23 protein-coding genes are annotated in these 22,241 nt (G+C 54.2%); 5 read left to right on the forward strand and 18 right to left on the reverse strand.

The window, feature by feature from the left end; all coding sequences use genetic code 11:
* Positions 1–27: 27 nt before the first annotated feature.
* The 14 genes from cysQ to gspC form a co-directional block, all read right to left on the reverse strand.
* Complete coding sequence (gene cysQ, locus PTW35_RS16910) at positions 28–876, reverse strand: 3'(2'),5'-bisphosphate nucleotidase CysQ (RefSeq protein ID WP_281027546.1); 849 nt, start codon at positions 874–876, stop codon at positions 28–30.
* Positions 873–1,424 carry an ADP compounds hydrolase NudE gene (nudE, locus tag PTW35_RS16915; RefSeq protein WP_281025918.1) on the reverse strand — a complete coding sequence of 184 codons (552 nt, stop codon included), beginning with the start codon at positions 1,422–1,424 and terminating at the stop codon, positions 873–875. Before nudE ends, cysQ begins: the two co-directional genes overlap by 4 nt.
* A 147-nt stretch (positions 1,425–1,571) precedes the next feature.
* Positions 1,572–2,330 carry a type II secretion system protein N gene (locus PTW35_RS16920; RefSeq protein ID WP_281025919.1) on the reverse strand — a complete coding sequence of 253 codons (759 nt, stop codon included), beginning with the start codon at positions 2,328–2,330 and terminating at the stop codon, positions 1,572–1,574.
* Positions 2,331–2,332: 2 nt separating this feature from the next.
* Complete coding sequence (locus PTW35_RS16925; protein WP_281025920.1) at positions 2,333–2,809, reverse strand: type II secretion system protein M; 477 nt, start codon at positions 2,807–2,809, stop codon at positions 2,333–2,335.
* Positions 2,806–4,089, reverse strand: coding sequence for a type II secretion system protein GspL (gene gspL / locus PTW35_RS16930; RefSeq protein WP_281025921.1), 1,284 nt, complete (start codon positions 4,087–4,089; stop codon positions 2,806–2,808). The genes PTW35_RS16925 and gspL overlap by 4 nt, the downstream gene beginning before the upstream one ends.
* Complete coding sequence (gspK, locus tag PTW35_RS16935) at positions 4,058–5,086, reverse strand: type II secretion system minor pseudopilin GspK (RefSeq protein WP_281025922.1); 1,029 nt, start codon at positions 5,084–5,086, stop codon at positions 4,058–4,060. Before gspK ends, gspL begins: the two co-directional genes overlap by 32 nt.
* Entirely contained in the window at positions 5,076–5,732 is a 657-nt protein-coding gene (gene gspJ, locus PTW35_RS16940) for a type II secretion system minor pseudopilin GspJ (protein WP_281025923.1), read from the reverse strand. Before gspJ ends, gspK begins: the two co-directional genes overlap by 11 nt.
* A complete protein-coding gene (gspI, locus tag PTW35_RS16945; RefSeq protein WP_281025924.1) occupies positions 5,719–6,096 on the reverse strand; it encodes a type II secretion system minor pseudopilin GspI in 378 nt (125 codons plus the stop codon). The genes gspJ and gspI overlap by 14 nt, the downstream gene beginning before the upstream one ends.
* Positions 6,093–6,683, reverse strand: coding sequence for a type II secretion system minor pseudopilin GspH (gene gspH, locus PTW35_RS16950; protein ID WP_281027547.1), 591 nt, complete (start codon positions 6,681–6,683; stop codon positions 6,093–6,095). Before gspH ends, gspI begins: the two co-directional genes overlap by 4 nt.
* Positions 6,684–6,692: 9 nt before the next feature.
* Positions 6,693–7,127 (reverse strand): type II secretion system major pseudopilin GspG, encoded by a 435-nt coding sequence (gene gspG, locus PTW35_RS16955; protein WP_281025925.1) that lies wholly within the window; start codon positions 7,125–7,127, stop codon positions 6,693–6,695.
* 20 nt (positions 7,128–7,147) lie between these two features.
* Entirely contained in the window at positions 7,148–8,368 is a 1,221-nt protein-coding gene (gspF, locus tag PTW35_RS16960; protein ID WP_281025926.1) for a type II secretion system inner membrane protein GspF, read from the reverse strand.
* A 3-nt stretch (positions 8,369–8,371) separates the two neighbouring features.
* Positions 8,372–9,874: a type II secretion system ATPase GspE gene (gene gspE / locus PTW35_RS16965; RefSeq protein WP_281025927.1), complete on the reverse strand. Its 1,503-nt coding sequence runs from the start codon at positions 9,872–9,874 to the stop codon at positions 8,372–8,374.
* Positions 9,874–11,883 carry a type II secretion system secretin GspD gene (gspD, locus tag PTW35_RS16970; RefSeq protein WP_281027548.1) on the reverse strand — a complete coding sequence of 670 codons (2,010 nt, stop codon included), beginning with the start codon at positions 11,881–11,883 and terminating at the stop codon, positions 9,874–9,876. Before gspD ends, gspE begins: the two co-directional genes overlap by 1 nt.
* Positions 11,884–11,933: 50 nt before the next feature.
* Positions 11,934–12,848 carry a type II secretion system protein GspC gene (gene gspC, locus PTW35_RS16975; protein ID WP_281025928.1) on the reverse strand — a complete coding sequence of 305 codons (915 nt, stop codon included), beginning with the start codon at positions 12,846–12,848 and terminating at the stop codon, positions 11,934–11,936.
* Positions 12,849–13,132: 284 nt separating this feature from the next.
* On the opposite strand from gspC, the gene hslR reads away from it, so the two are divergent.
* The 4 genes from hslR to PTW35_RS16995 all read left to right on the forward strand — a co-directional run bounded on the left by hslR (position 13,133) and on the right by PTW35_RS16995 (position 18,641).
* Positions 13,133–13,543: a ribosome-associated heat shock protein Hsp15 gene (hslR, locus tag PTW35_RS16980; protein WP_281025929.1), complete on the forward strand. Its 411-nt coding sequence runs from the start codon at positions 13,133–13,135 to the stop codon at positions 13,541–13,543.
* Positions 13,544–13,638: 95 nt separating this feature from the next.
* Positions 13,639–14,517: an Hsp33 family molecular chaperone HslO gene (gene hslO / locus PTW35_RS16985; protein ID WP_281025930.1), complete on the forward strand. Its 879-nt coding sequence runs from the start codon at positions 13,639–13,641 to the stop codon at positions 14,515–14,517.
* A 319-nt stretch (positions 14,518–14,836) separates the two neighbouring features.
* Positions 14,837–16,468, forward strand: a complete 1,632-nt coding sequence (gene pckA / locus PTW35_RS16990) for a phosphoenolpyruvate carboxykinase (ATP) (RefSeq protein ID WP_281025931.1) — start codon at positions 14,837–14,839, stop codon at positions 16,466–16,468.
* 166 nt (positions 16,469–16,634) lie between these two features.
* Positions 16,635–18,641: an AsmA family protein gene (locus PTW35_RS16995; protein WP_281025932.1), complete on the forward strand. Its 2,007-nt coding sequence runs from the start codon at positions 16,635–16,637 to the stop codon at positions 18,639–18,641.
* On the opposite strand, the gene PTW35_RS17000 is transcribed toward PTW35_RS16995, so the two are convergent.
* From PTW35_RS17000 to PTW35_RS17010, 3 genes are read right to left on the reverse strand one after another with little or no spacing between them, the layout of a single operon-like run.
* Entirely contained in the window at positions 18,596–19,516 is a 921-nt protein-coding gene (locus PTW35_RS17000) for a bifunctional GNAT family N-acetyltransferase/hotdog fold thioesterase (RefSeq protein WP_281025933.1), read from the reverse strand. The genes PTW35_RS16995 and PTW35_RS17000 overlap by 46 nt on opposite strands.
* A gap of 46 nt (positions 19,517–19,562) precedes the next feature.
* On the reverse strand, positions 19,563–20,000 hold the full coding sequence (dtd, locus tag PTW35_RS17005; protein WP_281025934.1) for a D-aminoacyl-tRNA deacylase: 438 nt from the start codon (positions 19,998–20,000) through the stop codon (positions 19,563–19,565).
* Complete coding sequence (locus PTW35_RS17010; protein ID WP_281025935.1) at positions 19,997–20,968, reverse strand: virulence factor BrkB family protein; 972 nt, start codon at positions 20,966–20,968, stop codon at positions 19,997–19,999. Before PTW35_RS17010 ends, dtd begins: the two co-directional genes overlap by 4 nt.
* Before the next feature lie 65 nt (positions 20,969–21,033).
* Between PTW35_RS17010 and PTW35_RS17015 the strand changes: the two genes are divergently transcribed.
* Positions 21,034–21,675: a DUF2959 domain-containing protein gene (locus PTW35_RS17015; protein ID WP_281025936.1), complete on the forward strand. Its 642-nt coding sequence runs from the start codon at positions 21,034–21,036 to the stop codon at positions 21,673–21,675.
* A gap of 5 nt (positions 21,676–21,680) precedes the next feature.
* Here PTW35_RS17015 and PTW35_RS17020 read toward each other — a convergent pair whose 3' ends face one another.
* On the reverse strand, positions 21,681–22,211 hold the full coding sequence (locus PTW35_RS17020) for an AAA family ATPase (RefSeq protein WP_281025937.1): 531 nt from the start codon (positions 22,209–22,211) through the stop codon (positions 21,681–21,683).
* Between the last annotated feature and the right edge of the window lie 30 nt (positions 22,212–22,241).

The following is a 22,241-nucleotide window of genomic DNA, read 5'->3' on the forward strand; positions in this document are numbered from 1 at the left end:
GAGCCGCTTGGCTCCGTTTTCTACTTGCTAATCACTGATTTCCATCAACCGGTCATCCGGCGTCAGGATCGATGACCAAGGCAGGCTTTCATCACCCAAGGTGATAAAGTTAGGGTTTTCCAGCGTATCCCGCTCATTGTAGGACAATGGGGTCAAATGGGTGTTGAGGATCCGGCCGCCGGCTTCCTCGACAATACACTGGGTTGCTGCTGTATCCCACTCACCCGTAGGGCCAAGGCGCAAGTAGCAGTCCACCGCCCCTTCCGCGACCAAGCAGGATTTAAGCGCGGCAGAGCCAAGCGGAACCAAGTCGTAATTGAGTGCCGGATCTAACCGGCTAGTAATAGCAGCAATATCCTGGCGACGACTGATAGCAACAGCAATCGACTGGGTCGGTAGCTCGTGCTTGTGGGTAGATATACGAACGGTTTCTCCTTCCGGTGTCGTTTTCCATGCCCCCTTGTCTTGATAAGCGTAATACGCCACACCCGAGACCGGAGCATACACCACACCCATTATTGGGGTATTGTTATCTACCAAGGCGATGATAGTGGCAAAGTCACCGCTGCCCGCGATAAATTCCTGTGTCCCATCAAGTGGATCCACCAGCCAGTATCGCTGCCACTGGGCTCGCTCAGCCAGCGGGATATCAGAGTCTTCTTCCGACAATACCGGAATATCCGGAGTTAACTCCGACAAACGCTGTACCACCAGCTTGTGCGCCGCCAAATCGGCACTGGTCACCGGGGTATTGTCATTCTTAACTTGTTTTTCGAACTGACCGCGCTGATAGATATCCAGGATCACCTGGCCCGAAGCTCGGGCAATATCGATAACTTGTGGCAACAGGTTAGATAAATCCATACTCGCTCCTATTTTCCAAGTTGTTTCAGGGCCAGAAACAGGGCCGTAATACTTCTCGCCTCGGCAAAGTCCATGTGGTGCAGCAGCTCTTCGGCTTGGCTGAGCGGCCAGCGGACAATTTGCAATGGCTCGGGTTCGTCACCGTCGAGTTTTTCGGGGTAGAGCTCCTGAGCCAGGAATAGCGTCATTTTGCTCGAGAAATACGACGGTGCCAGCACCACTTCCTTTAGCGGCTGCAACGCATTAGCACCAAAGCCAATTTCTTCTTTCAGCTCGCGATTAGCGGCTTCGGCTGCAGATTCACCATCGTCAATCAGCCCCTTAGGGAAGCCTAGTTCATAGCGCTCGGTACCGGCGGAGTACTCCCGGATAAGCAGTAAATCCCCCTGCCCGGTTACCGGTACAACCAACACTGCATGGCGTCCCGAAGGCTTCATCCGCTCATAGGTGCGCTCAACACCGTTTGAGAACCGCAAGTCAAGCGACTCAATCTTAAACAGTCGGGATTGGGCAACGACTTCCGTTGCCAAAATTTCAGGTTTGTTGTGTTCCACAGCCATGTAATGTCCTATTCCTGGGAAAACGGGTCACCGCAAATAATGAAGCGGTGACCAAGACAATAACTGCTATTTAATGGCATGCCGCGAAGGAAATAAAGTAATTTGTAGGGAAAACGTTAACCCGACTATCAAAGTCGGGTATTACGTTTAAAGGCGCCCGTTGTAAGAAATTTTGTACTGGCCCCTAGGATCGGGGTTACCCAGCCACTTGAGTTGCTGGCCAAGTTGCGGGGGAAACTGAGCCCCCGGCTTAAACCAGCCAGACAACGAATATGCATTGCCCGGCGCAAGAGTGGCCTGCCACTCGCTGGCCACATCCGCCGAAGACTGGGATAAATCGGCCACCAACTTGCCTTGGTCGCAGGTTAGATCGGCAATAACCGGGCCGGGATCTAACGCTCCCAACGGAGAGGAAACTTGTGCCGCCGTCCATGCCAGTGCACCGTCGAGTTGAGCACAGTATGGCGCTTCAAACCGGTAGTCCCGCAACGTAAGCTCCAGGTTGCCGTTAACCACTACAGGAAGAGCGGTTGGGGAATACTTCATAGCCTCGCTGGCAGGCATAGAGATCAGCAGATTCTCGGCAAACGGCCCACTGCTGCTATAGCCAACAAGGCCACGGCCTTGCAAGCTCATCTCACTGCCCTGGCCAAATCGGACATCCAGCTTTAGCTTGCCGGTCAGCAGCGAGAGTACTTGCATATCCCATTGCACCCGGCCGAAATTCCTCCCTTGCCAACGGATCTGGCTCGCCGAGCCCTGCCAAGGCGTACCGCGTACCCCCGACACGTCCAAGCCCCGGATCTGCGGAGCCTGCTGCCAGACCCAACTGGCGGGAATATGTGCAACCAGGCTTCCGATCAACACCGCCCCGAACGAGGCCCCCAGTAATAACTTATACTTCACTTTTACCCCCGCCCTAACTGCAAGCGGTTAACTTCTACCACACCCGTACGATCGGCTTTCGACACATCCAGGAACTGGGCTTCAATACCGTGCTCATCACGCAGGAATGCCAGCCAATTAACCAAGGTGTTAAACGGCAATGGCTGTACCCATACCTGGACAGCTTCACTGCGAGGTTGCATCCGGATCAGCTCGATATTGAACTGACGAGTGGTTTCATTGATGACCTGATTCAGCCCCTTATCACTCACAGATCCTGTCGAACCGGTTGAACCACGCAGCGACAGAATTTCGTCAGCCTTGGTCGATACCCAGCTCAATAACTGATGCTCGCTTTGCAGACGACGCTCGGCGTTATCTGCACTCGTCGCCAAAGGTTGCCATATTCCCCAATACAGTACGGCGATAAACAGGGCAATCCCACCGCCTAACACCAGGCGCTGCTCTCGCGAGCTTAACCCTTTCCACCACGCATTCATGACTTTCTCCTTAGCACGATGGCACCGGTTACCTGGTTACCTTCCCGGTTCAACTGACCGAGTTCAACCTCGAAGTTTTCATCGAGCAAAGTTCTCAGCTGCTCGAAATGTTGGAACTCAGAAGCCACGGCCTGGAAGCGCATTTCCTTGCGGTTCTGATCGTAGCGGAAGTTCTGTACCGATATCTGCGATACCTTTGCCAAAGACGGCTGCAACTCAGCCAACCAGTGCAAAATGCCTTCCGAACTACCACCGCCTCCCAGGCGTGACAGCTCACTGTTCATTTGCCGCTTGAGGTAACTCTGCGACGGCACACGCTGGAATTGAGGCAGTACCTGGCGGAAGATACGCTCGCTCTCAGCTTTATAGGCCTGCGCCTGCTGCTCCATCGCCCGTACCGAAATGACATGTTCAGCTACCATCACGGCAATCAATACCCCGGCGGCGATGGCCACCTTACGCCATGGCTTGAGAAACTTGCGCCAAGCTGGCTGTTGCTTGTATTGACCGGACAGCAAGTTCCCCTTGCTGTCAGCCGCCCCCTGCGCAAGGAGCTGCATCACCAGCTCCGGGGTCTCGGCCTGCCACTGGCCCGGCATGCCTTCTGGAGCCGGGGTATAATAATGCACCACGAGCTCTTCACTCGCCGTAGCTTCATCCTGCTCAAGGTCAGTAACTTTGGGCTCTGCCTCTTCAGCCGCATCCGCTTCCGTATCCTGGCTGGCCCAGAGCAACTGCGCCTGCAGCCATGGCGCCAGCCAGGCGCTGTCTGCCCCAACCCCCAACGATTCCGACTGGCGGATCAGCCACATACCATCGAGTTCTGCGGCTGTGAAACCATTGTCGAACAGCGGCAAGCACAGACAGTCCGGGATCAGCGCCTTGATTTCAATACCGGCATCTTCCAGGGCCGCCAACCACAGTGCGACCTTCTGGTGTTCAACCACCGCCACCTGCGCCGTGTCACCTCTTTTCTGGAGCAGGTGTACATGCAAGTTGTCGACATCCTGAGCCAGCTCTTCCTCCAGCAAGAACGGCAGTACCGCAGACAACTGCCGGCTGCTTCCCGCAGGGATAGCGACCTCAGTCATCAGCACATCAGCAGCGGGCACCAGAGCGTAAACCACGCGCTGGTTGGCATAATCGGCAATCTCGCCCAACTGGCTTAGCGTATCAAGCTGGCCCGATGCGATGACTTCTTTCTGTTGTGGCGACCAGACAAGCCATTGCACCGGCTGCTCAGCTCGGCTACCTAGCCTGATTGTCAGAAATTCGCTCACTAATTCCTCCATAGCGGCGACGTACTACCGTCACCGAATCTTCACTGTCTCGTTTGAGCAAGGCCACCAGCCTCACCCTAGATCGATCGACCAATACCTCGGTATCCATCTGAAAATAATCACTGCTGACCGCCAGGAATTCCTTGGCCTGATCCTTTATCGTGGCATCGATACTGGCGATCCGAGACTCCCCGAGGAAGTCCTCGACATTGTCCCAGCCATCATAGGGCCGGTCGGCAATCAATTTCTGGGCATCCGACAACGACAGCCGTGATGAAAACAGGGCCACCAAAATTGGCGCTTGATGCTCATAAAGCGTATTGACATTAATGGCCAATGTGGTGGTCGGAATCGCACATACCTGATGGCGGACCTTGTCAAAAATCGCAGCCGTTACGCCGTTGACCGCCCGTAGTTCACTGGCATCCGCCATCCAATCTCTTGGCGGCAAATAAGGTGGGCGAAAGCCCTCGTAAGTACTATCGCCGGCACCAAAAGCTGCATTGACCTTTTCGTCCGGATCGACATACTCCCATACCGAATCCGCCACCACCTCGGCGTCGTAACTTTCGACGCCGGTCTCTTCAATCAAAGTCTGCAATACCGACACGATATAAGGCTTGGTGCTGCTTCCTGTTGTCGGTTGTACACCCGACAGGGCATTGAGGTTAAAACACGCCTGGCGATCAATGATATCGCCCACAGCCTCCCCCCCATCGAGCGGATAGCGCTGGCCGCGAGTCGCCCAGGCCTGGCTCAGGTTGACGGTATCACTGTCTTCTATCCCCTGCTTGATGGCCACTTTAGCCAGCTCTTCCATCCCCTGCGCATACCAATAGGCCTGCTGGTTCTGGATTTGATTTTCAACCCGGTAAAAATTCAGATGCAGTCTTTCGGTCATCTGGACCGCCAGCAGGGTCATCAGCGCCAGCAGCAGCAACACCACAATCAGGGCAACCCCCCGCTGCTGCCTGAACGGGGCGTAGTTATTCTTCATTGCCGACCTCCAGTGCCGAGGCCGGCAGCATATACACACGTTCGATATCACCGTAATCTTGCAACGTTAGCTTGATCATCACCCCTTCCGGCAAGGCGGCAGGTTTATCCCAGGTTTCCAGCCACTTCTTGTCGCTATAAAACCGAAATGACATTTCCTCGACCCCGGGCAAGATCGCCCGAATCAGCGCTTCACTGCCCACCACACTATCGGGGTAACGGAACCAGACCCGCTCTAGCTGCTCATCGACGATGCGGTAACCAACCTTGACGTTCTCGCCGCGCGGGAACATCTGTTGCGGGTTCTGCCAGCCTGTGCGGGTGAACAAAATACCGAAGCTCGACGAGTCCAGCAGGTACTCACTGCTCTGGAAGATTCTATCGCTGGCCGTCTCGCCCTGGTTACGCACCTTGCGCGCAACGACTTGACGAAAGTCATTATCCATCATCAACATCGCTCGCTGGATTTCTTTGAGCCGCTCACTGTGTTCGCGTGACTGCTCGTCACTGCGCTGCACTCCGTTCATCACCTGGTAGGCCGACAAACTCAACATGGCAAACACCGCTATCGCGACCAACACTTCCAGCAAGGTAAAACCACACTGACGAGACAGGCGCTGACGGGAAAAAGGATTAATTCTCAACATACGTTCTCAACGTCACCACCGACTTCTTGCGCGCTTCATCTGTTGCCACAGTAACATCCAATGCGCGCAGGTAACCGTCAGCTGTTTGGGTACTTTTTATGGACCAGTACCACTCACGCCCAGCCAATTCTGATTTTCCTCGCCTGACCGATGTCGGGATTTGCCCCGACAGTCTGATCTTGGCCATTTCATTGTCGGCGACCATGGCGGCAAAAGTTTTCTCCTCAAGGTACCCCAGGGTATTGAGATGCTGGCTCACCGCTTTCATCACACTGAGCGCTGCGGTAGCAAACACCGCCAAAGCCACCAGCACTTCCAGCAAAGTCAGCCCCCGGACGCGCCGGGCTGTCGATAACTGTCTCACGGCTGGGTGTTCTCCTGCACACTAGCGATAGTCTCGCCCGGTGGTAACAGAAAGAGTTGCCCCAACTCATCAGCCTGTACCCGCCAAAACTGATTTTCACCCGTCACTTCAAACTCCAATGTAAAAGGGGTGTACTCGCCACTGGCCATCACCACCACCTGGGGTGGTTTGATCTTGTCTTTGTCAGTTTGCTCAGCAAACAAGTCTTCGTTAAACAGCGAGCCCGGCTTGAACAGGCGATCCTGGTCCTGCCAGGAGTAACTGCCGATCTCGACCACCAAGCGGATCTCGTCGGGCATTTCCACCTCAGTGAAAAATTTTGACGACTCCACCGGCTGCCAATCCTGACTGGTTAGCTGAAGAAACTGATACCGATTACGCTCTACCCGGACACCGTAGTCATACCCGTTGAGCAAAGCATCCTCGCCCAACAACTGGACGAGGTGGTGGAAGCGCGCAGCTTCCTCCCTGACTTTGTCTTCCTTGCTTTCTGGCAAGGATACCAAAACCGCCACGGCACTGGTTGCCAACAGCACCAGTACCAGCAGTATCTCTATCAGGGTAAAGCCCGCTGCACGCCTACTCATCATCACAACTTAGAAGTCCAGCATGTTCCAGTTGCCGATATCCGTATTGATACCTTCACCGCCTTCCTGGCCATCAGCCCCCAGGCTGAAGATATCAACCGCGCCATGCTCACCCGGCATCACGTACTGGTATGGGTTACCCCACGGGTCGTTCGGCAAACGGCGGATGTAGCCACCATCGCGGTAGTTGCGCGGCTCTGGGCTAGAAGATGGCTTGCTAACCAGTGCCTCGAGACCCTGATCGGTAGTTGGGTACACGCTGTTATCCAGCTTGTACATATCCAGCGCCTGCTCTAACGCACTGATATCGGTCACGACTTTCTGCTGGTCGGCTTTTTCCTTGTTACCTAATAGGTTAGGTACGACCAAGCTGGCCAACACCCCAAGGATAACGATCACGACCATGACTTCCAGCAGCGTAAAGCCGCGTTGTTTGCGTTGCATTAAAAAACCTCCAAAAAAAATTACATTCCGACCATATTGTTCAAAGCAATGATCGGCATAAGGGTAGCAATAACAATAAACATCACGATGCCAGCCATCGCGACGATCAATAAGGGTTCAAAAATCCCCAGCGCCATATTCACCAGCGACTCAAAATCACGGTCCTGGTTATCAGCAGCACGAGTGAGCATCTGCTCCAGCTCACCACTGCGCTCACCACTGGCGATCATGTGCAACATCATCGGGGGAAAGAGTTTGGTTTGCTCAAGCGAGACCCGCAGGCTTGAGCCTTCACGGACTTTGTCTGCCGCCTCTCGGATCTGCTGATTGACCCAAGTGTTGGTCATCACATCCGAGGCCACTTTCATTCCTTCCAGTAGGGGAATGGCACTCGAGGTACAAATAGACAGGGTCCGGGCAAAGCGTGAGGTACTCAGGCCACGAGCGACTTTCCCGATCACTGGCAAACGCATAACCCAATGGTCCCACTTCAACCTGAAGTCAGGACGTTTTAGGGCCATCTTAATGAGTATGACCAAAGCAGCGATCCCTAGCAGGACTGCCAGGCCCCAGTTTTGGACAAAGTCACTGGCGGCCAGCAATACCTCGGTAATGGTCGGCAGTTGCTGTCCCATCTGGACGAACTGATCGACAATCTTCGGCACTACCGTCGCCAACAAGAAGGCCACCACCGCAATTGCAATGATGGTCAGCATGGTTGGGTAAATCATCGCCTGCATCAGCTTGCTGCGCATTTTCTGGCGATTCTCGGTGTAGTCTGCCAAGCGGTTCAGCACTGTATCCAGATGACCGGATTTTTCTCCCGCCGCTACCATGGCACGAAACAGCTGATCGAAAATATGCGGATACTCCGCCATCGAATCCGACAGGGTATAGCCTTCAACCACCCGCGAGCGCACGGCCAACAGCATGTTTTTCAGCCTCGGCTTTTCGCTCTGCTCCGCCACCGCTTTCAAGCACTCCTCTAGCGGCATCGAGGCCTGTACCAAGGTCGCCAACTGGCGGGTGATCAATGACAGCTCCGTGGTGCTGATCCCGCGGCGCAGCTGAAAGCCGCCACTGGCTTTTTTCTTCTCGCGCTCGTGGGTTTGCACCACTTCAACCGGAATCATCCCCTGCTCACGGAGCTGCTGGCGAACTTGCCGTGCGGTATCGCCTTCGAGGACCCCTTTTTTCTGGCGCCCTTTGGCGTCCAGGGCTTTGTATTCAAACGCCGCCATCGGTTAACCCTCCTTGGTAACCCGCATCACTTCCTCAAGGGTAGTGATGCCGGCCTTAACTTTCGCCAGACCATCATCACGGATACTTGGGGTATGGGCGCGAATGGCTTTTTCAATCGCCATCTCACCGGCCTCACCATGGATCAGCTCTTGCACCTGATCATCAATCAGCAGCAGTTCATGAATACCAGTACGGCCACGGTAGCCTTTGTTATTACATGCATCACAACCTTTGGCATGGTAAAGCGTCAAGCTTTCTTCGGCCGGCATACCGAACAATTTCTTTTGCTCGCTATCGGCTTCATACGGCTCACGACATGTTGAGCACAGGGTACGGACCAAGCGCTGGGCTAACACCCCCAGCAACGAGGAAGACACCAAGAAAGGCTCGATCCCCATATCCCGCAATCGGGTAATCGCCCCCACAGCGGTATTGGTGTGCAACGTTGACATTACCATGTGACCTGTCAACGAGGCCTGCACCGCAATCGACGCAGTCTCAAGGTCACGGATCTCACCGACCATCACCACATCCGGGTCCTGACGCAAGATAGCACGCAGGCCACGGGCAAATGTCATGTCAACTTTCGGGTTGACCTGGGTCTGGCCGATACCGTCGATATCAAATTCGATCGGATCTTCAACGGTCAGGATATTGCGCTCCTTACCATTGAGCTCCTGCAGGCCGGCATACAGGGTGGTCGACTTACCCGAACCAGTCGGGCCGGTGACCAGGATAATGCCGTGCGGTCGCTCGATGAGATGGCGGAAGTTGGCATGGTTGGCCTCGGTCATTCCCAAGCTGTAGAGATCCAACCGGGTGGCATTCTTGTCAAGCAGACGCAACACCACCCGCTCTCCGTGGGAGGACGGCATGGTCGACACACGCACATCCACCGCACGGCCACCGATACGCAACGAGATACGGCCATCCTGCGGGACCCGCTTCTCGGCGATATCCAGCCTTGCCATCACCTTGATACGCGATACCAGCAGTGGTGACAGTTTGCGGCTCGGTTGCAACACCTCTCGCAGCACACCATCAACCCGGAAACGAATCGAAAGCACTTTCTCGAACGTCTCAATATGGATATCCGACGCGGCCTCTTTGATCGCTTCAGCCAACATGGCATTGATCAATTTGATGATGGGCGCGTCATCTTCCGACTCCAGCAAGTCTTCGGTTTCCGGCAGCTCTTCGGCCAAGGAGAAGAAGTCGTCACTGTCCGAGCCCAAATCTTCCATCAACTGGCGGGCCTCTGACGAGTCACGCTGGTAGGCTTCGGTCAGCTTGAGTTCGAACGCCTTGTCTTCCAATTCTTGAGGGACAAAACTGCCACCGGCAACCCGGCGGATTTCCGCCAGTACCGCACCCGACAGCTGGCCGCTGTAATACAGGGCGACGCCCTGATCCAATGCCTCAAGCACCACCCGGTGGCGCTTGGCAAAAGAGAATGGCAGCCGGAACAGCGGCTGCTTATCCGGTTCCTGGCTTACATCATGCATTACTGATCACCCTCTAGCTGGGCTACAAAGGCACGCACCTCTGGTGGCAACGAGATATCCTCGCCATATTTCGGCAATACCGGGATAGCGGTTTCCGGCATCAAGCGCAGCCCCTTATCCGCTTTGTATAATTGCTCTGCACGGATGTAGTTGTACTTGCGCTGGGTGATCCCATCGGCTGTCACCCCGTCGCGAATAATGGTCGGCTTGATAAACACCATCAGGTTGGTCTTACCCGTGGTGGTGTTGGTGGATTTGAACAGGTGGCCGAGAACCGGAATATCCCCCAGGATCGGGATCTTCTGCTCACTCTCGTTGGTCTGCTCTTGGATCAGCCCACCAAGTGCCAGCATCTGACCGTCTTGAACCAACACACTGGTAGTCAGTTGGCGCTTGGAGAAACGAACATCGACCGCCCCATCAGCCCCCAGTACGTTGGAGACTTCCTGCTCGATTTTCAGCTGAACCGAGTCCCCTTCGTTGATCTGCGGGGTAACGTTCAGCTTGATACCCACTTCCTTACGCTCAACGGTCTGGAATGGGTTATCATTGTTCGAGCTCGACGTCGAGCCGGTCACCACCGGGACTTCCTCACCGACGATGAACGAGGCCTCGCCATTATCCATAACGGTAATACTCGGCGATGACAGGATATTGGAGTTACGATCCGAGGCAACGGCATTGACCAGCATGGTCCAGTCGCCCATCACGATCCCCAGCGCAGCGCCGTTTACCCCGCCCAGCACCGAAGCCAAGGTACTGAAGTCACCGTCTTCGGTAATAGTACGGGTCTCTTCCTGGCCGGTATTCGGGTTAATGAAGGTTTCCGTTCGCGTCGATTCTTGGGCTTCTTCCAAGCCAATCGCATACTGGGAAATAGGCACGCCCGAGTTACCGAACTGGATCACCCCACCGTCGGTGGTTCCCCACTGAACACCAAAGTTCACGCCATCACCTTCGGCCAACTCGACGATCATCGCCTCGATCAGCACCTGGGCACGGCGGATATCCAGCTGGGCAATGATGTTTTCCAGCGCACGCATGATATCCGGCGGCGCGGTCAAGATCAGCGAGTTGGTATCAACATGGGCCGATATCATCACCTGGGAGTTACTGCCTGCAGTGGCTTTGGCATTACCCTGCTTTTCAGCCTGCAGGTTATCGGATACACCTTTAAGCACATCGACCATCTGTTCGGCATTGGCATATTTCAGGTACACCACCCGGTTATTACCCGAAGAAGCCATCTCGACATCCAACTGTCGGATCAGGCGACGCAACCGGTCGCGCACCTGCGGATCACCGGATAACAGAACCGAGTTGGTACGGTCATCCGCGACCAATTTAGGCTGCAGGAATTCAGGTGTCGATTTGGCATCGGCCGTCTTGTTCAGTGCATCAACGATACGGACCATTTCAGCCGCCGAGGCGTGATACAACTCGACCACATCAATCTCTTTATCACCGGCCCGGTCGACCCGCTCGATGATTTCTGCCAACCGGTTAACGGTCGCAGCACGGCCGGTGATCATAATGATATTGGCCGGATCATAGTGCACCACGTTACCGGCACCGGCATTGTCATTGAGCTGGCGCAGCAATGGCGACAATTCACGGACCGAGACATTGCGAACCGCGATCACGCGAGTGACCACCTCATCACCCCTGATGTTGGTATCATCACCCACTACTGGGATAGCCGAAATCTTGGCGTCCTTGTCTCGGACCACCTTGAGCACACCGTTGTCCATTTCAACCACGGCAAAGCCATAGACTTCGAGCACATTCAGGAAAAACTGGTAGTACTGCTCGTCGTTGAGCAGATCATAACTGCGGACATTGACCTGACCACGCACCGCCGGATCCACGATGATGGTTTTCTGCAGGTTACGCCCGACGATGTTAATAAATTCCTGAATGTCTGTTCCTTTGAAGCTGGCACTAAACTCACTCGCCAGTGCAGAACTGCACATCAAGCTGCCTAATAACCAGAGGGCGCTTTTACCCATCCATTTTTTCACAAAAAACTCCTGCGCTATCGCATGTTCGCTTTGGGCTACTACTGCAGCTCAATATAAATATCGTGTAGCTGACCTTCTCGCTCGACGGTCAAGGTAAAATCGGACGCATCCGACAGTTCGGTCCACAATTTCGCCATCACCGCGGCATCAGTCAGATCATTGCCGTTGAGGCTAACGGCCAAGTCATCGGCCTGCAGGCCCACGGCATCAAACAACGCCCGGTCCTTGCCAGGATTGACCCGGTATCCCACCAACTCGCCATCCCGTTTCACTTGGGACAGGCGAATGTAGCTAAATAAGGTTTGCGGCTTTTCCAGGATTTCCTGCTTGATGCGGCTCAGATCCGAGGCTGGCTCCTGCGCGTCCTCAGGCTCGGCGTTTCGGGATGGCGCCGGACGAGCGGGTTGCACGGCACGCTGTGAGGCCTTGTTGAAATCGACCCCGTCCAGCATCAAGGTTTCGTCACGGCCACTATTACGGATGATCACCCGATCCGGGTAGACCGCCTGCAACGTTGCGCGGGTACCTTCAATGGCCTCATTCAGGCCATAGGTGTTTTGTTTACCTCGGTGGGTGATCACGGCCAACGCCGTTTGCGGGTTACTGCTGGCCACTAGGCCAACCAGAGTCAGGCTAAGGCGGGTCTGGGGGGCATCCTGTTTCACCGGCTGCTTGCGCTCGACCACCGGAGCATTTTCCTGAAAACGCCCGAACAGGTTCATATTCAGCACCTTGGCAACTTCTGCACGATCGTTGCCCACACCGGACGATACAGCCACGGTGGAAGCCTGCCAGCGGGCTGGGGCTTGGGTTGGCTGCAGAGCAAGCCAGACCATCCTGCCAAGTACCCAGGCGAGCATCACAACCAGCACCCAAGTTAGGAAGCGAGTCAATGAAGAGATTGAGATCTTGCTTTTCGACTGCAAGGTCCCTAACCAATTTGCTGTAACCATGAAAAATCCATCATCCTGCGGAAATAAAAACTAGCGCGTTATACCAAAAGGTAATATCAAAACGTATTACTGCTTTTTGAGCCGTGTGATTCTCTGCCTTAGTTTACCAAAGAGAGCCCAGAAAGTTTCCACTACTATCAATAGACTATCTTTTTTATGTGACTTATTCCCATTTTACGGTTGAAATCCCGATCCCATATCACCATTTAAAAACTCTCAATGCCTGCTGACGCTCTGTCAGCAATGTGGTACTTTTAGCGCCCTTTAGGGTTAAGGAGCATACTGTGGGCCAACAAACATCTCATCAAGACAACGTTCAAATCCGTCTCGATAAGTGGTTATGGGCGGCACGCTTTTACAAAACCCGTTCTATTGCCCGCACCATGATCGACGGCGGTAAAGTGCAATATAACGGCCAGCGCTCCAAACCCAGTAAACTGGTTGAAGTCGGTGCTGAGATCCGTTTACGCCAAGGCAATGATGAAAAAACCATTATTATAGAAAAACTCTCAGACACCCGCCGCGGTGCACCTGAAGCACAAACTCTATATCGGGAAACCGACGAGAGCGTCAAGCGCCGTGAAGAGCATGCCAACATGCGCCGCCTTCATGCCTACGGCAGCCCGAGTCCCGAGAAGCGCCCTGATAAAAAGCAGCGTCGCGATATAATTAAGTTTAAAAGTCATTCCGACTAAGGGTATTAGTTCAGTGTAGCGCAGAAAAGTTTCGTTATGTTGATGTGGAATACCCAATTTTGGTCAATGAGATACCTGCTGGAGAAATCAAGCTAATGACAAAAGATAGTCTATACCGTTACCTGTTTGACGGTGTATCCGTACGTGGTGAACTGGTTCAGTTGGGCGACACCTACCAACAGATCATTTCCAGCAAGGACTACCCAGCCCCAGTGCAGAGCCTGTTGGGCGAGCTGCTGGTCGCGACGAGCCTGCTAACAGCCACGCTGAAATTCGAAGGTTCGATCACCGTCCAGCTGCAAGGTGACGGTCCGGTTAAGCTGGCTGTTATCAACGGCGACAACGACCAAAAACTCCGTGGCGTTGCCCGCTGGGACGGTGAAGTACCAGCCAACGGTACTATCCATGACCTGATGGGCAAGGGCCATATGGTGATCACCATTACTCCAACCAAAGGCGAGCGCTACCAAGGCGTAGTTGGCCTGGAAGGCGACAGCCTTGCGGCCTGCCTAGAAGGTTACTTCGAAAACTCCGAGCAGCTGAAAACTCGTATTTGGCTGCGCACTGGCGAGCATGAAGGCAATGCCAAAGCGGCCGGTATGCTACTGCAGATCCTGCCAGACGGCCAGGGCCACGAAGATGACTTCGAGCATCTGGAGCAACTGACAGAAACAGTGAAGAACGAAGAGCTGTTCGGTCTGGAGCCGCAAGATGTCCTTTATCGCCTGTACCACCAGGAGACCGTGAAGGTCTTTGACCCGCAGGAAGTGAGCTTCCAGTGTGGTTGCTCTCGCGAGCGCAGCGCCTCGGCAATCAGCTCTATCGAACGGGCCGAAGTCGAGCGTATTGTTGCGGAAGAAGGCAAAGTCTCACTGCACTGCGACTACTGCGGTACAAGCTATGACTTTGATAGTATTGATATTGCCGCCCTGTTCGAAAAAGCAGCAACCAACAACAGCAACCAGGTGCATTAATTATTCAGCATAATTAAGCCTGAAACTGACTTACAAAAGCCGGACTTTGTCCGGCTTTTTTTTTACCTGAAGCACACTTTTTCTGCTCAAGATGTAAGCAAATAACATGCTAACCCTCGCTTTTTTCAGGAAAAATATTAATTTTTAGAGCTGGCGCAAACACTTCACATCGCGATAAAATTACCACCTACAATAAATTCAAGACTTTTACTCAAGTGTAACTTTTTAGTGGTTAATTTTTGATAAACCTCCCTGAATTACCCCTTTAGGGTTGCTAGCATGGTCAACAGTTAAACAACATCTTACCCAAGGAGCACCTATGACTGTCATGAACGTCGAAAAAAAGGTTGCAAAAAAATTAGATCTATCTCAATACGGTATCAACAATGTTACAGAGATTGTTCGTAACCCAAGTTACGAAGTTCTGTTCGAAGAAGAGACCAAGCCAGGCCTAGAGGGATACGAAAAAGGTATCGTTACCGAGCTGGGTGCCGTCGCTGTCGATACAGGCATCTTCACCGGCCGTTCACCGAAAGATAAGTTCATCGTCAAAGATGACACCACCCGCGATACCATGTGGTGGGCAGACCAAGGCAAAAACGATAACAAGAGCATTGGTGTTGAAGCGTGGAACGATCTGAAAGAGCTAGTGACAGGCCAGCTATCCGGCAAGCGCCTGTTTGTGATTGACGGTTTTTGTGGGACCAACCCAGACACCCGCCTATGCATCCGGATTATCACCGAGGTTGCATGGCAGGCCCACTTCGTGAAAAACATGTTCATCCGTCCAACGGAAGAGGAGCTGGAAACTTTCGAACCTGATTTCGTGGTCATGAACGGTGCCAAATGCACAAACCAGAAATGGGAAGAGCACGGCATGAACTCCGAAAACTTCACGGTGTTCAACCTGACGGAAAAAATGCAACTTATCGGCGGTACGTGGTACGGCGGCGAAATGAAGAAGGGTATGTTCGCAATGATGAACTACTTCCTGCCGCTTCGTGACATCGCATCGATGCACTGTTCTGCCAATATGGGTGAAGACGGTGATGTGGCAGTGTTCTTCGGCCTATCCGGCACCGGTAAAACTACGCTGTCGACCGATCCTAAGCGCGCCCTGATCGGCGATGACGAGCACGGCTGGGATGATAACGGCGTGTTCAACTTCGAAGGCGGCTGTTACGCGAAAACCATCAACCTGTCCAAGGAAGCCGAGCCAGATATCTACAATGCGATCCGCCGTGACGCCCTGCTAGAAAACGTCACTGTACGCAGTGATGGTGCTATCGACTTCAATGACGGCTCGAAGACTGAAAACACCCGTGTTTCTTACCCGATTTACCACATCGAAAACATTGTTAAGCCGATCTCCAAGGGCGGCCACGCTAATAAGGTTATCTTCTTATCGGCCGATGCCTTCGGCGTATTGCCTCCGGTTTCCAAGCTGACGCCAGAGCAGACCAAGTACCACTTCCTGTCTGGCTTTACCGCCAAACTGGCTGGTACTGAGCGCGGTATCACCGAGCCAACACCAACCTTCTCGGCGTGTTTCGGTAATGCGTTCCTGACCCTGCACCCAACCAAGTACGCAGAAGTATTGGTTAAACGTATGGAAGCAGCAGGTGCTGAAGCTTACCTGGTTAACACCGGCTGGAACGGCTCTGGCAAGCGTATCTCTATCCAAGATACCCGTGCCATCATCGACGCTATCCTAGATGGCTCAATTGAGAAGGCGGAAACGAAGAATATCCCAATCTTCAACCTGGAAGTCCCAACGTCGCTGCCGCATGTCGACCCAGAAATCCTTGACCCTCGCGATACCTACACTGACCCGCTACAGTGGGAAAGCAAGGCGAAAGATCTGGCCGAGCGATTCATCAACAACTTTGAGAAGTACACCGACAACGACGAAGGTGCCTCTCTGGTTGCTGCAGGTCCACAGCTAGACTAACGGCCAGCCCCTAACAGTAAATCACTAAGCCCCTCTTACGAGGGGCTTTTTCGTTAATCCACCGCAAATTTTCTCGCCCGGCGCTTGCAGCCATGGTGAAATTGCCGCCTAATAATCATTCCCGCAGCGACGGTTGTGCTGAGGGGGAATTACTAGGAGTCGTCGGATGCTGGAAGCCTCTATGCGTTTTATTGGGAAAATCATCGCCACCTTGATTGTGCTCATTGCTCTGGGAGTCACCATCGTCCTGGCCCTGCTGCACACCCCCTATGCGGCGCCGATGCTCAGCCAAGCCGTCAACCGGCTGACCCCCTATACCTTAAGCCTCGCTGATCTGCGCTATCATATTCGGGATCCCTGGCACCTCACTGTCAACCGTCCTGTCTTGACACTCAGCGATGGCCAGCCACCTATCACCGCCAACCGGCTCTCCCTGTGGCTCAACCCTGCTTCCCTGACCCAATTTACGTGGCAATTTGACAGTTTGCTGATTGACGAACCGGTTGCTCACGCCCTGCAACTAGATAGCTTGAGACTGCCAGAGATATACAGCCGGCGCCTCGCGATCAGCCGGTTGAGCGTTGGCACCTCCCCAATTACCCTCCAGCAAGGAGAGCTCCAACTAGACAACTGGCATTACCAACCCAATGACCCAGCTCCTTGGTGGCAGCAGTTCGACGGAAATTTCCAATTAGCGGCCGACGATGTCCAATGGCAGCAGTGGCAAGCCAGGCAATTGCTGCTTGATGGTAGCCACAGCGACACCAAATGGAAGCTCAACGGTTTTTCTCTCGACTGGCAACATGCCAGCATCAATGGCCAACTTGACATTGCGACCGACCAAAAGACGCTAGATATCCAGCAGATCACCTTGTCCGGCCTACAGTTGCAAGACCGCGGGCTAACCCAAACACTGCAACATCAGCTCGAACACTGGGCCTCACTACAATGGCAGGCAACACTTCATCGAGTCGATATTCTCGACAGCAGCATCGAGCTCCCCACAATCAGCCTCAACCACGCCAACCTTTCCCTGACCGACTGGCATTGGCCCGGCTCCGCCTACTCGCAGCAGAAAGCCTGGTTATCATTCAATGCCGAAAGTGGCAGTTGGCGGCAGCAGTCATTTACCGATCCCCTGCTGGATCTGAGCTTCACCCCCAACGCCGTTATTCTCAATGGCGCCTCCGTCAACGCACTGGAAGGGTATTGGCGTGTAGAAGGCAAGGTTTCCCCAGGGACACTGCAATTAGATAACCTCACAAGCAAGGGAATCAAATGGTTCTTGCCCGCCGATTGGGCTAGCCATCTCTCGCAGGCACTCTCTCCATTCAAGCAGATCGATATCCGGTCACTGGATATTGGCTATGCTCAGCTAACGGCTGCTGACAGTGATATCCCCTGGTATATCAACGGGCTCAACCTCAGCGGTAGTGACTTAATACTCCACCCACAACCCTTATTCAGGCTCTGGCATGGCAATATTACCGCCACAGCCAGACAAATGAGCCTTAATACCGTCGACTTATACGAACCACTTATTGACATGGCAAGTGAGCAGGGCCTGTGGCAATTAAAGCAGGCCTTCTTGCCATTCAAGGACGGGTTGCTAGAAGCGACGGGGCAGCTGAATCTGAGCCAAGAAGGGCAGCCATGGCAGGCTGCACTCCAGGGTGATAGCCTGCCAGCCAATATATTGCCGCAATGGCTATCTGTGCCTTGGCCGGCCAGTGGCCGTATCGATATTACCGCCGCCCTTCAGGGGCTCGGCCAGAACTATACCAGCCTGGCCCATAGCCTGAACGGCGAACTACGGGCAACATTCCGCGACAGTGCCGTTGAGCAAGGCGGCCGTTCACTATTCGATGCCTGGTTAGAGACATCTCTATCTGAGACGCCCCCTTTAGCTAAGACAGCAGAGACGGATAAGCCCACACCACTGGCAATCACACCGCTTCAGATCACCAGTGACCGGGGAAGAATGACCATTGCACCGCTCAGTATTACAGGCCAAGAGATAGACGCGGTATTAAAGGGGCAATGGGATTTGGCCAACCCCGCCGGACAGTGGCTGGAACTGGAGGCAAAGTTAGGCTGCCAGCACCTGATCCGGCGCTGGCAGGATGGTCAGCAAACAGTATCCGGCTCGCTGTGTGACGGCAAGAGCATATAGGTACCGGTAAAGGTCGAGGCCAATTCATCGCCGCTGTAAACATTGACCTTGACGATGGCCCGGCCCTTGCGGTTCGTCGCAAGGCGCTCAACATCGCCCTCGAGATCCTCTACGGTCACCACAGCCCGCGGGCGTTCTTTGACCGGAGAGCGGTAGCGAATATGGCTGTCGACCAGAACAATATCCGCTTTATATTTGCGCTCTTTCAGTAGCATCCAGACAAAGCCCCAGCCAGCGAGGGTCGCCATGGTAAAGATACTGCCGGCGAACATATTGGCTTTGGTATTGAGATTGGCGTTGATCAGGGCACTGACCTCAAAGCGGTAGCCGGTGTATTGGCTGATTTTCACCCCCATGCGTTCGCTGATTGGGATCTGGGACTGCCACAACTCCTGCAGCTCCTGGCACCAATCAGGATGGCGCACCACTTCCGTCAGCGGATCCAGATGCTTGAGCATTTGCTGATGCCGCACCGGCCCCTTTTCTTCACTCAGCTCGCCTTGGTTAGTAAAGCCGCTACGCAAGTAGAACGGGATCGCGTCCTCACGGGCATTACACACCAATCGCTTCGCCCCTTCCTCACGGGCTAATGATTCCAGCGCCATCAAAACAATCGCCCCCATCCCCTGGTGACGGTGGTCGGGGTGCACTGCCATATAGCGGATCTGGCCATCGTTATCCGGGGTCATATACAAGCGGCCAATGGCAATCGTCTGGCCGCTATCACTGACAATCATCCGGTGACAGCTCAAATCATCATAAGCGTCACGCTCAGAGCCCACTGGCATATGCCAAGGCTCACGCAGCATCCGCCAGCGAAAATCATAATAGCTAGCCAGCTCTTCTTCCGTTTGTGGGGTGACAAGTCGAAACATGAAATCCTTCTCCAGCGTTCCTGAGGCAAAGGTGCCTACTAGATAATTATACCTGCAACCAGAAAGTTACCGGGCCATCGTTGAGCAGTGCCACTTTCATATCGGCAGCAAAGATCCCGGTTTCCGTCTTGATCCCCGTTTCCTTGCAGCAATCAACAAAGTATTCGTACATCTTCTCGGCATCCTGCGGTGCGGCACCGTTGGAAAAGCCTGGACGCATCCCCTTCTTGGTATCCGCCGCCAACGTAAATTGCGAAACGACCAACACACTGCCCCCGGCCTGCTGAACATTGAGGTTCATCTTGCCGTCTTCATCTTCGAACACCCGGTAGCCCAGCACTTTTTCGCGCAGTCGCTTGGCCTTGGCTTCATCATCGCCTTTCTCTACGCCAAGCAGCACCAGCAAGCCTTTACCGATAGCGCCAGTCACCTGGCCATCTACCGTCACGCTCGCCTCGCTCACCCGTTGGATCAGTGCAATCATTCGTTTTTACCTTTTTCTGTTGTCTGTTGAATTTCAGTCTGTTGATCTGGCGGGGGCTGAAGTTCGGATAATTCAGCCCGGGTCGGCACCGTCGTCTGCCACCCCTTGGCTTCTGGATGCCAGTGGCTCTTCTCGCCAAGGCTGGCTGTAATTTCGGCCCCGAACAACACAATACACCAACACAGGTACACCCAGACAAATAAAATTGGCACCACCGCCAGGGCACCATAAATCACCTGATAAGATGGGAAATTGGTAATGTAGAGGGCGAACCCTTTCTTGCTCAGCTCAAACAAGATACTGGCAATCACCGCACCAACCAAGGCATGGCGCAAGCGAACCTTGGTATTGGGGACCAAGAGGTAGAGGCCCAGAAATGCACTGCTTGACATGATCACCGGCAGCCAGCGCAAGGAGCGTTGGAGCAGGCCGTTAACTGCATCACTGCCGAGCAGGTTGAGCGAACCGAGGTAGGAGCTGACGGCGATACTACTGCCGACCAAGATCGGCCCGAGAGTGAGTACCATCCAGTAAATCGAAAACGAGATCACCGGGCGGCGCTTTTCATGCACCCGCCAGATATAGTTGAGCGACTTGTCGATCGACGAAATCAGCATCATTGCCACCACGAACAGGGCTGCCACCCCCACCGCGGTCATCTTGCCGGCATTGGCAACGAACTCGTTGAGGTATTGCTTGACCACCTCCCCGGCGGCCGGAACAAAGTTTTCAATCACGAAATTTTGCAGCAGCTCGCCCAACCCGGCAAAGACCGGGAAGGTCGATAGGGCCGACAGCACCACGGTGATCAGCGGCACCAAAGACAGCAGGGTGACATAGGCCATCGAGCCTGCAGTCACCGTCAGCCGGTCATGGCCGATCCGGTGTTGCAAATACCCGGAAAACGCCATCACGCTGCGTGCTCGCCGCCGCCACCTATGCTTGCTAGTTGTTGGTTTGTCAGCCATAGTCATGTCATTATTTGCTTGTATTTACTGTCACTTTACTCATATTAGGACACATGGAGTCAACTATGCCCTACCTGCTTGCGATCCTTCTCAGCCTCACCGCCCTGACGGGTTGCCAAAGTGCCTATTATTCAGCCATGGAACAAGTCGGCATTCACAAACGCGATATTATGGTCGACCGGGTCGAGGATGCCAACGAAGCCCAGCAAGATGCCCAGCAACAATTCACCAGTGCCCTCGATGCCCTCAAGGCGCTCAACCAATTCGACGGTGGCGATCTAGAAAGCGCCTACAACCAGGTCAATGACCAATACGAGGCCAGCAGCGACGCGGCCGAGAAAGTCCGCGAGCGCATCGCCGCCATTGAAGATGTTGCCGACGCCCTGTTCGAGGAGTGGCAGGATGAGCTAGCGCTCTACAGCAGCAGTAAACTGCGCCGCGACAGCGAGTCCAAACTCAACACGACCAAGGCTTCCTACCAGCGGATGCTGAGCGCGATGCACCGGGCCGAACAGAAAATGGATCCCGTTCTCGATACCCTACGGGATAATACCCTGTATTTAAAGCATAACCTCAACGCCGCCGCCATCGGCTCCCTGCAGGGCGAGTTCCAATCGCTGCAACGGGATATCCAGCGGGCGATCACCGATATGGAGGCCGCCATCACCGAGTCGGAGCGCTTTATCTCTCAGTTGCAACGCAGCTAGCGGGATTATTCCTGTTTGAGCCGGGCCAATAGCCATGTGGCCCGCTGCTCGATCCCCCCCCACGGTACATCAACGACTTCGTAGCCGAGCTCGCGGTAGGTCGCGATAAGTTGCCGGTGGATCTGCTCGGCCTCGGCAAAACTGTGCGGCCGCTCGTCATCCTGGACATAGATATCGCCATGCGGCGCACAGACAAAGACCGTCGGGAAGTAGCCCTTGGCCATTGCCTGGTAATGTTCTTCCACTTCGATGCCACCGATAGTCAAGTAGGCACAGATATCGCCAATTGCCCGGTCAACAAAGGCCGGCATGGTTCCACGCTTGGCCTGCTCGCGCTGGTTGCTCATCCTATCGAGGCAAAGCGCGGCAAAGCGGGGCAGATCCGTCCAGGGCAGCACACCGCCAGGCAGGGCCGCCTGCTCGCGGATCAAGGCTCGGGAGACTTCCGGGAAAGTCATGTACCCGCGCCGAGCCAAGGCGTCGAGCAGCGAGGTTTTCCCTGCTCCCGGTCCCCCGGTAATAATGATGGGTTGCATAGTCGTTCTTCTTTTTTTTTGTAGGGTTCA

Source organism: Photobacterium sp. DA100, from assembly GCF_029223585.1.
Lineage (GTDB): Bacteria > Pseudomonadota > Gammaproteobacteria > Enterobacterales > Vibrionaceae > Photobacterium.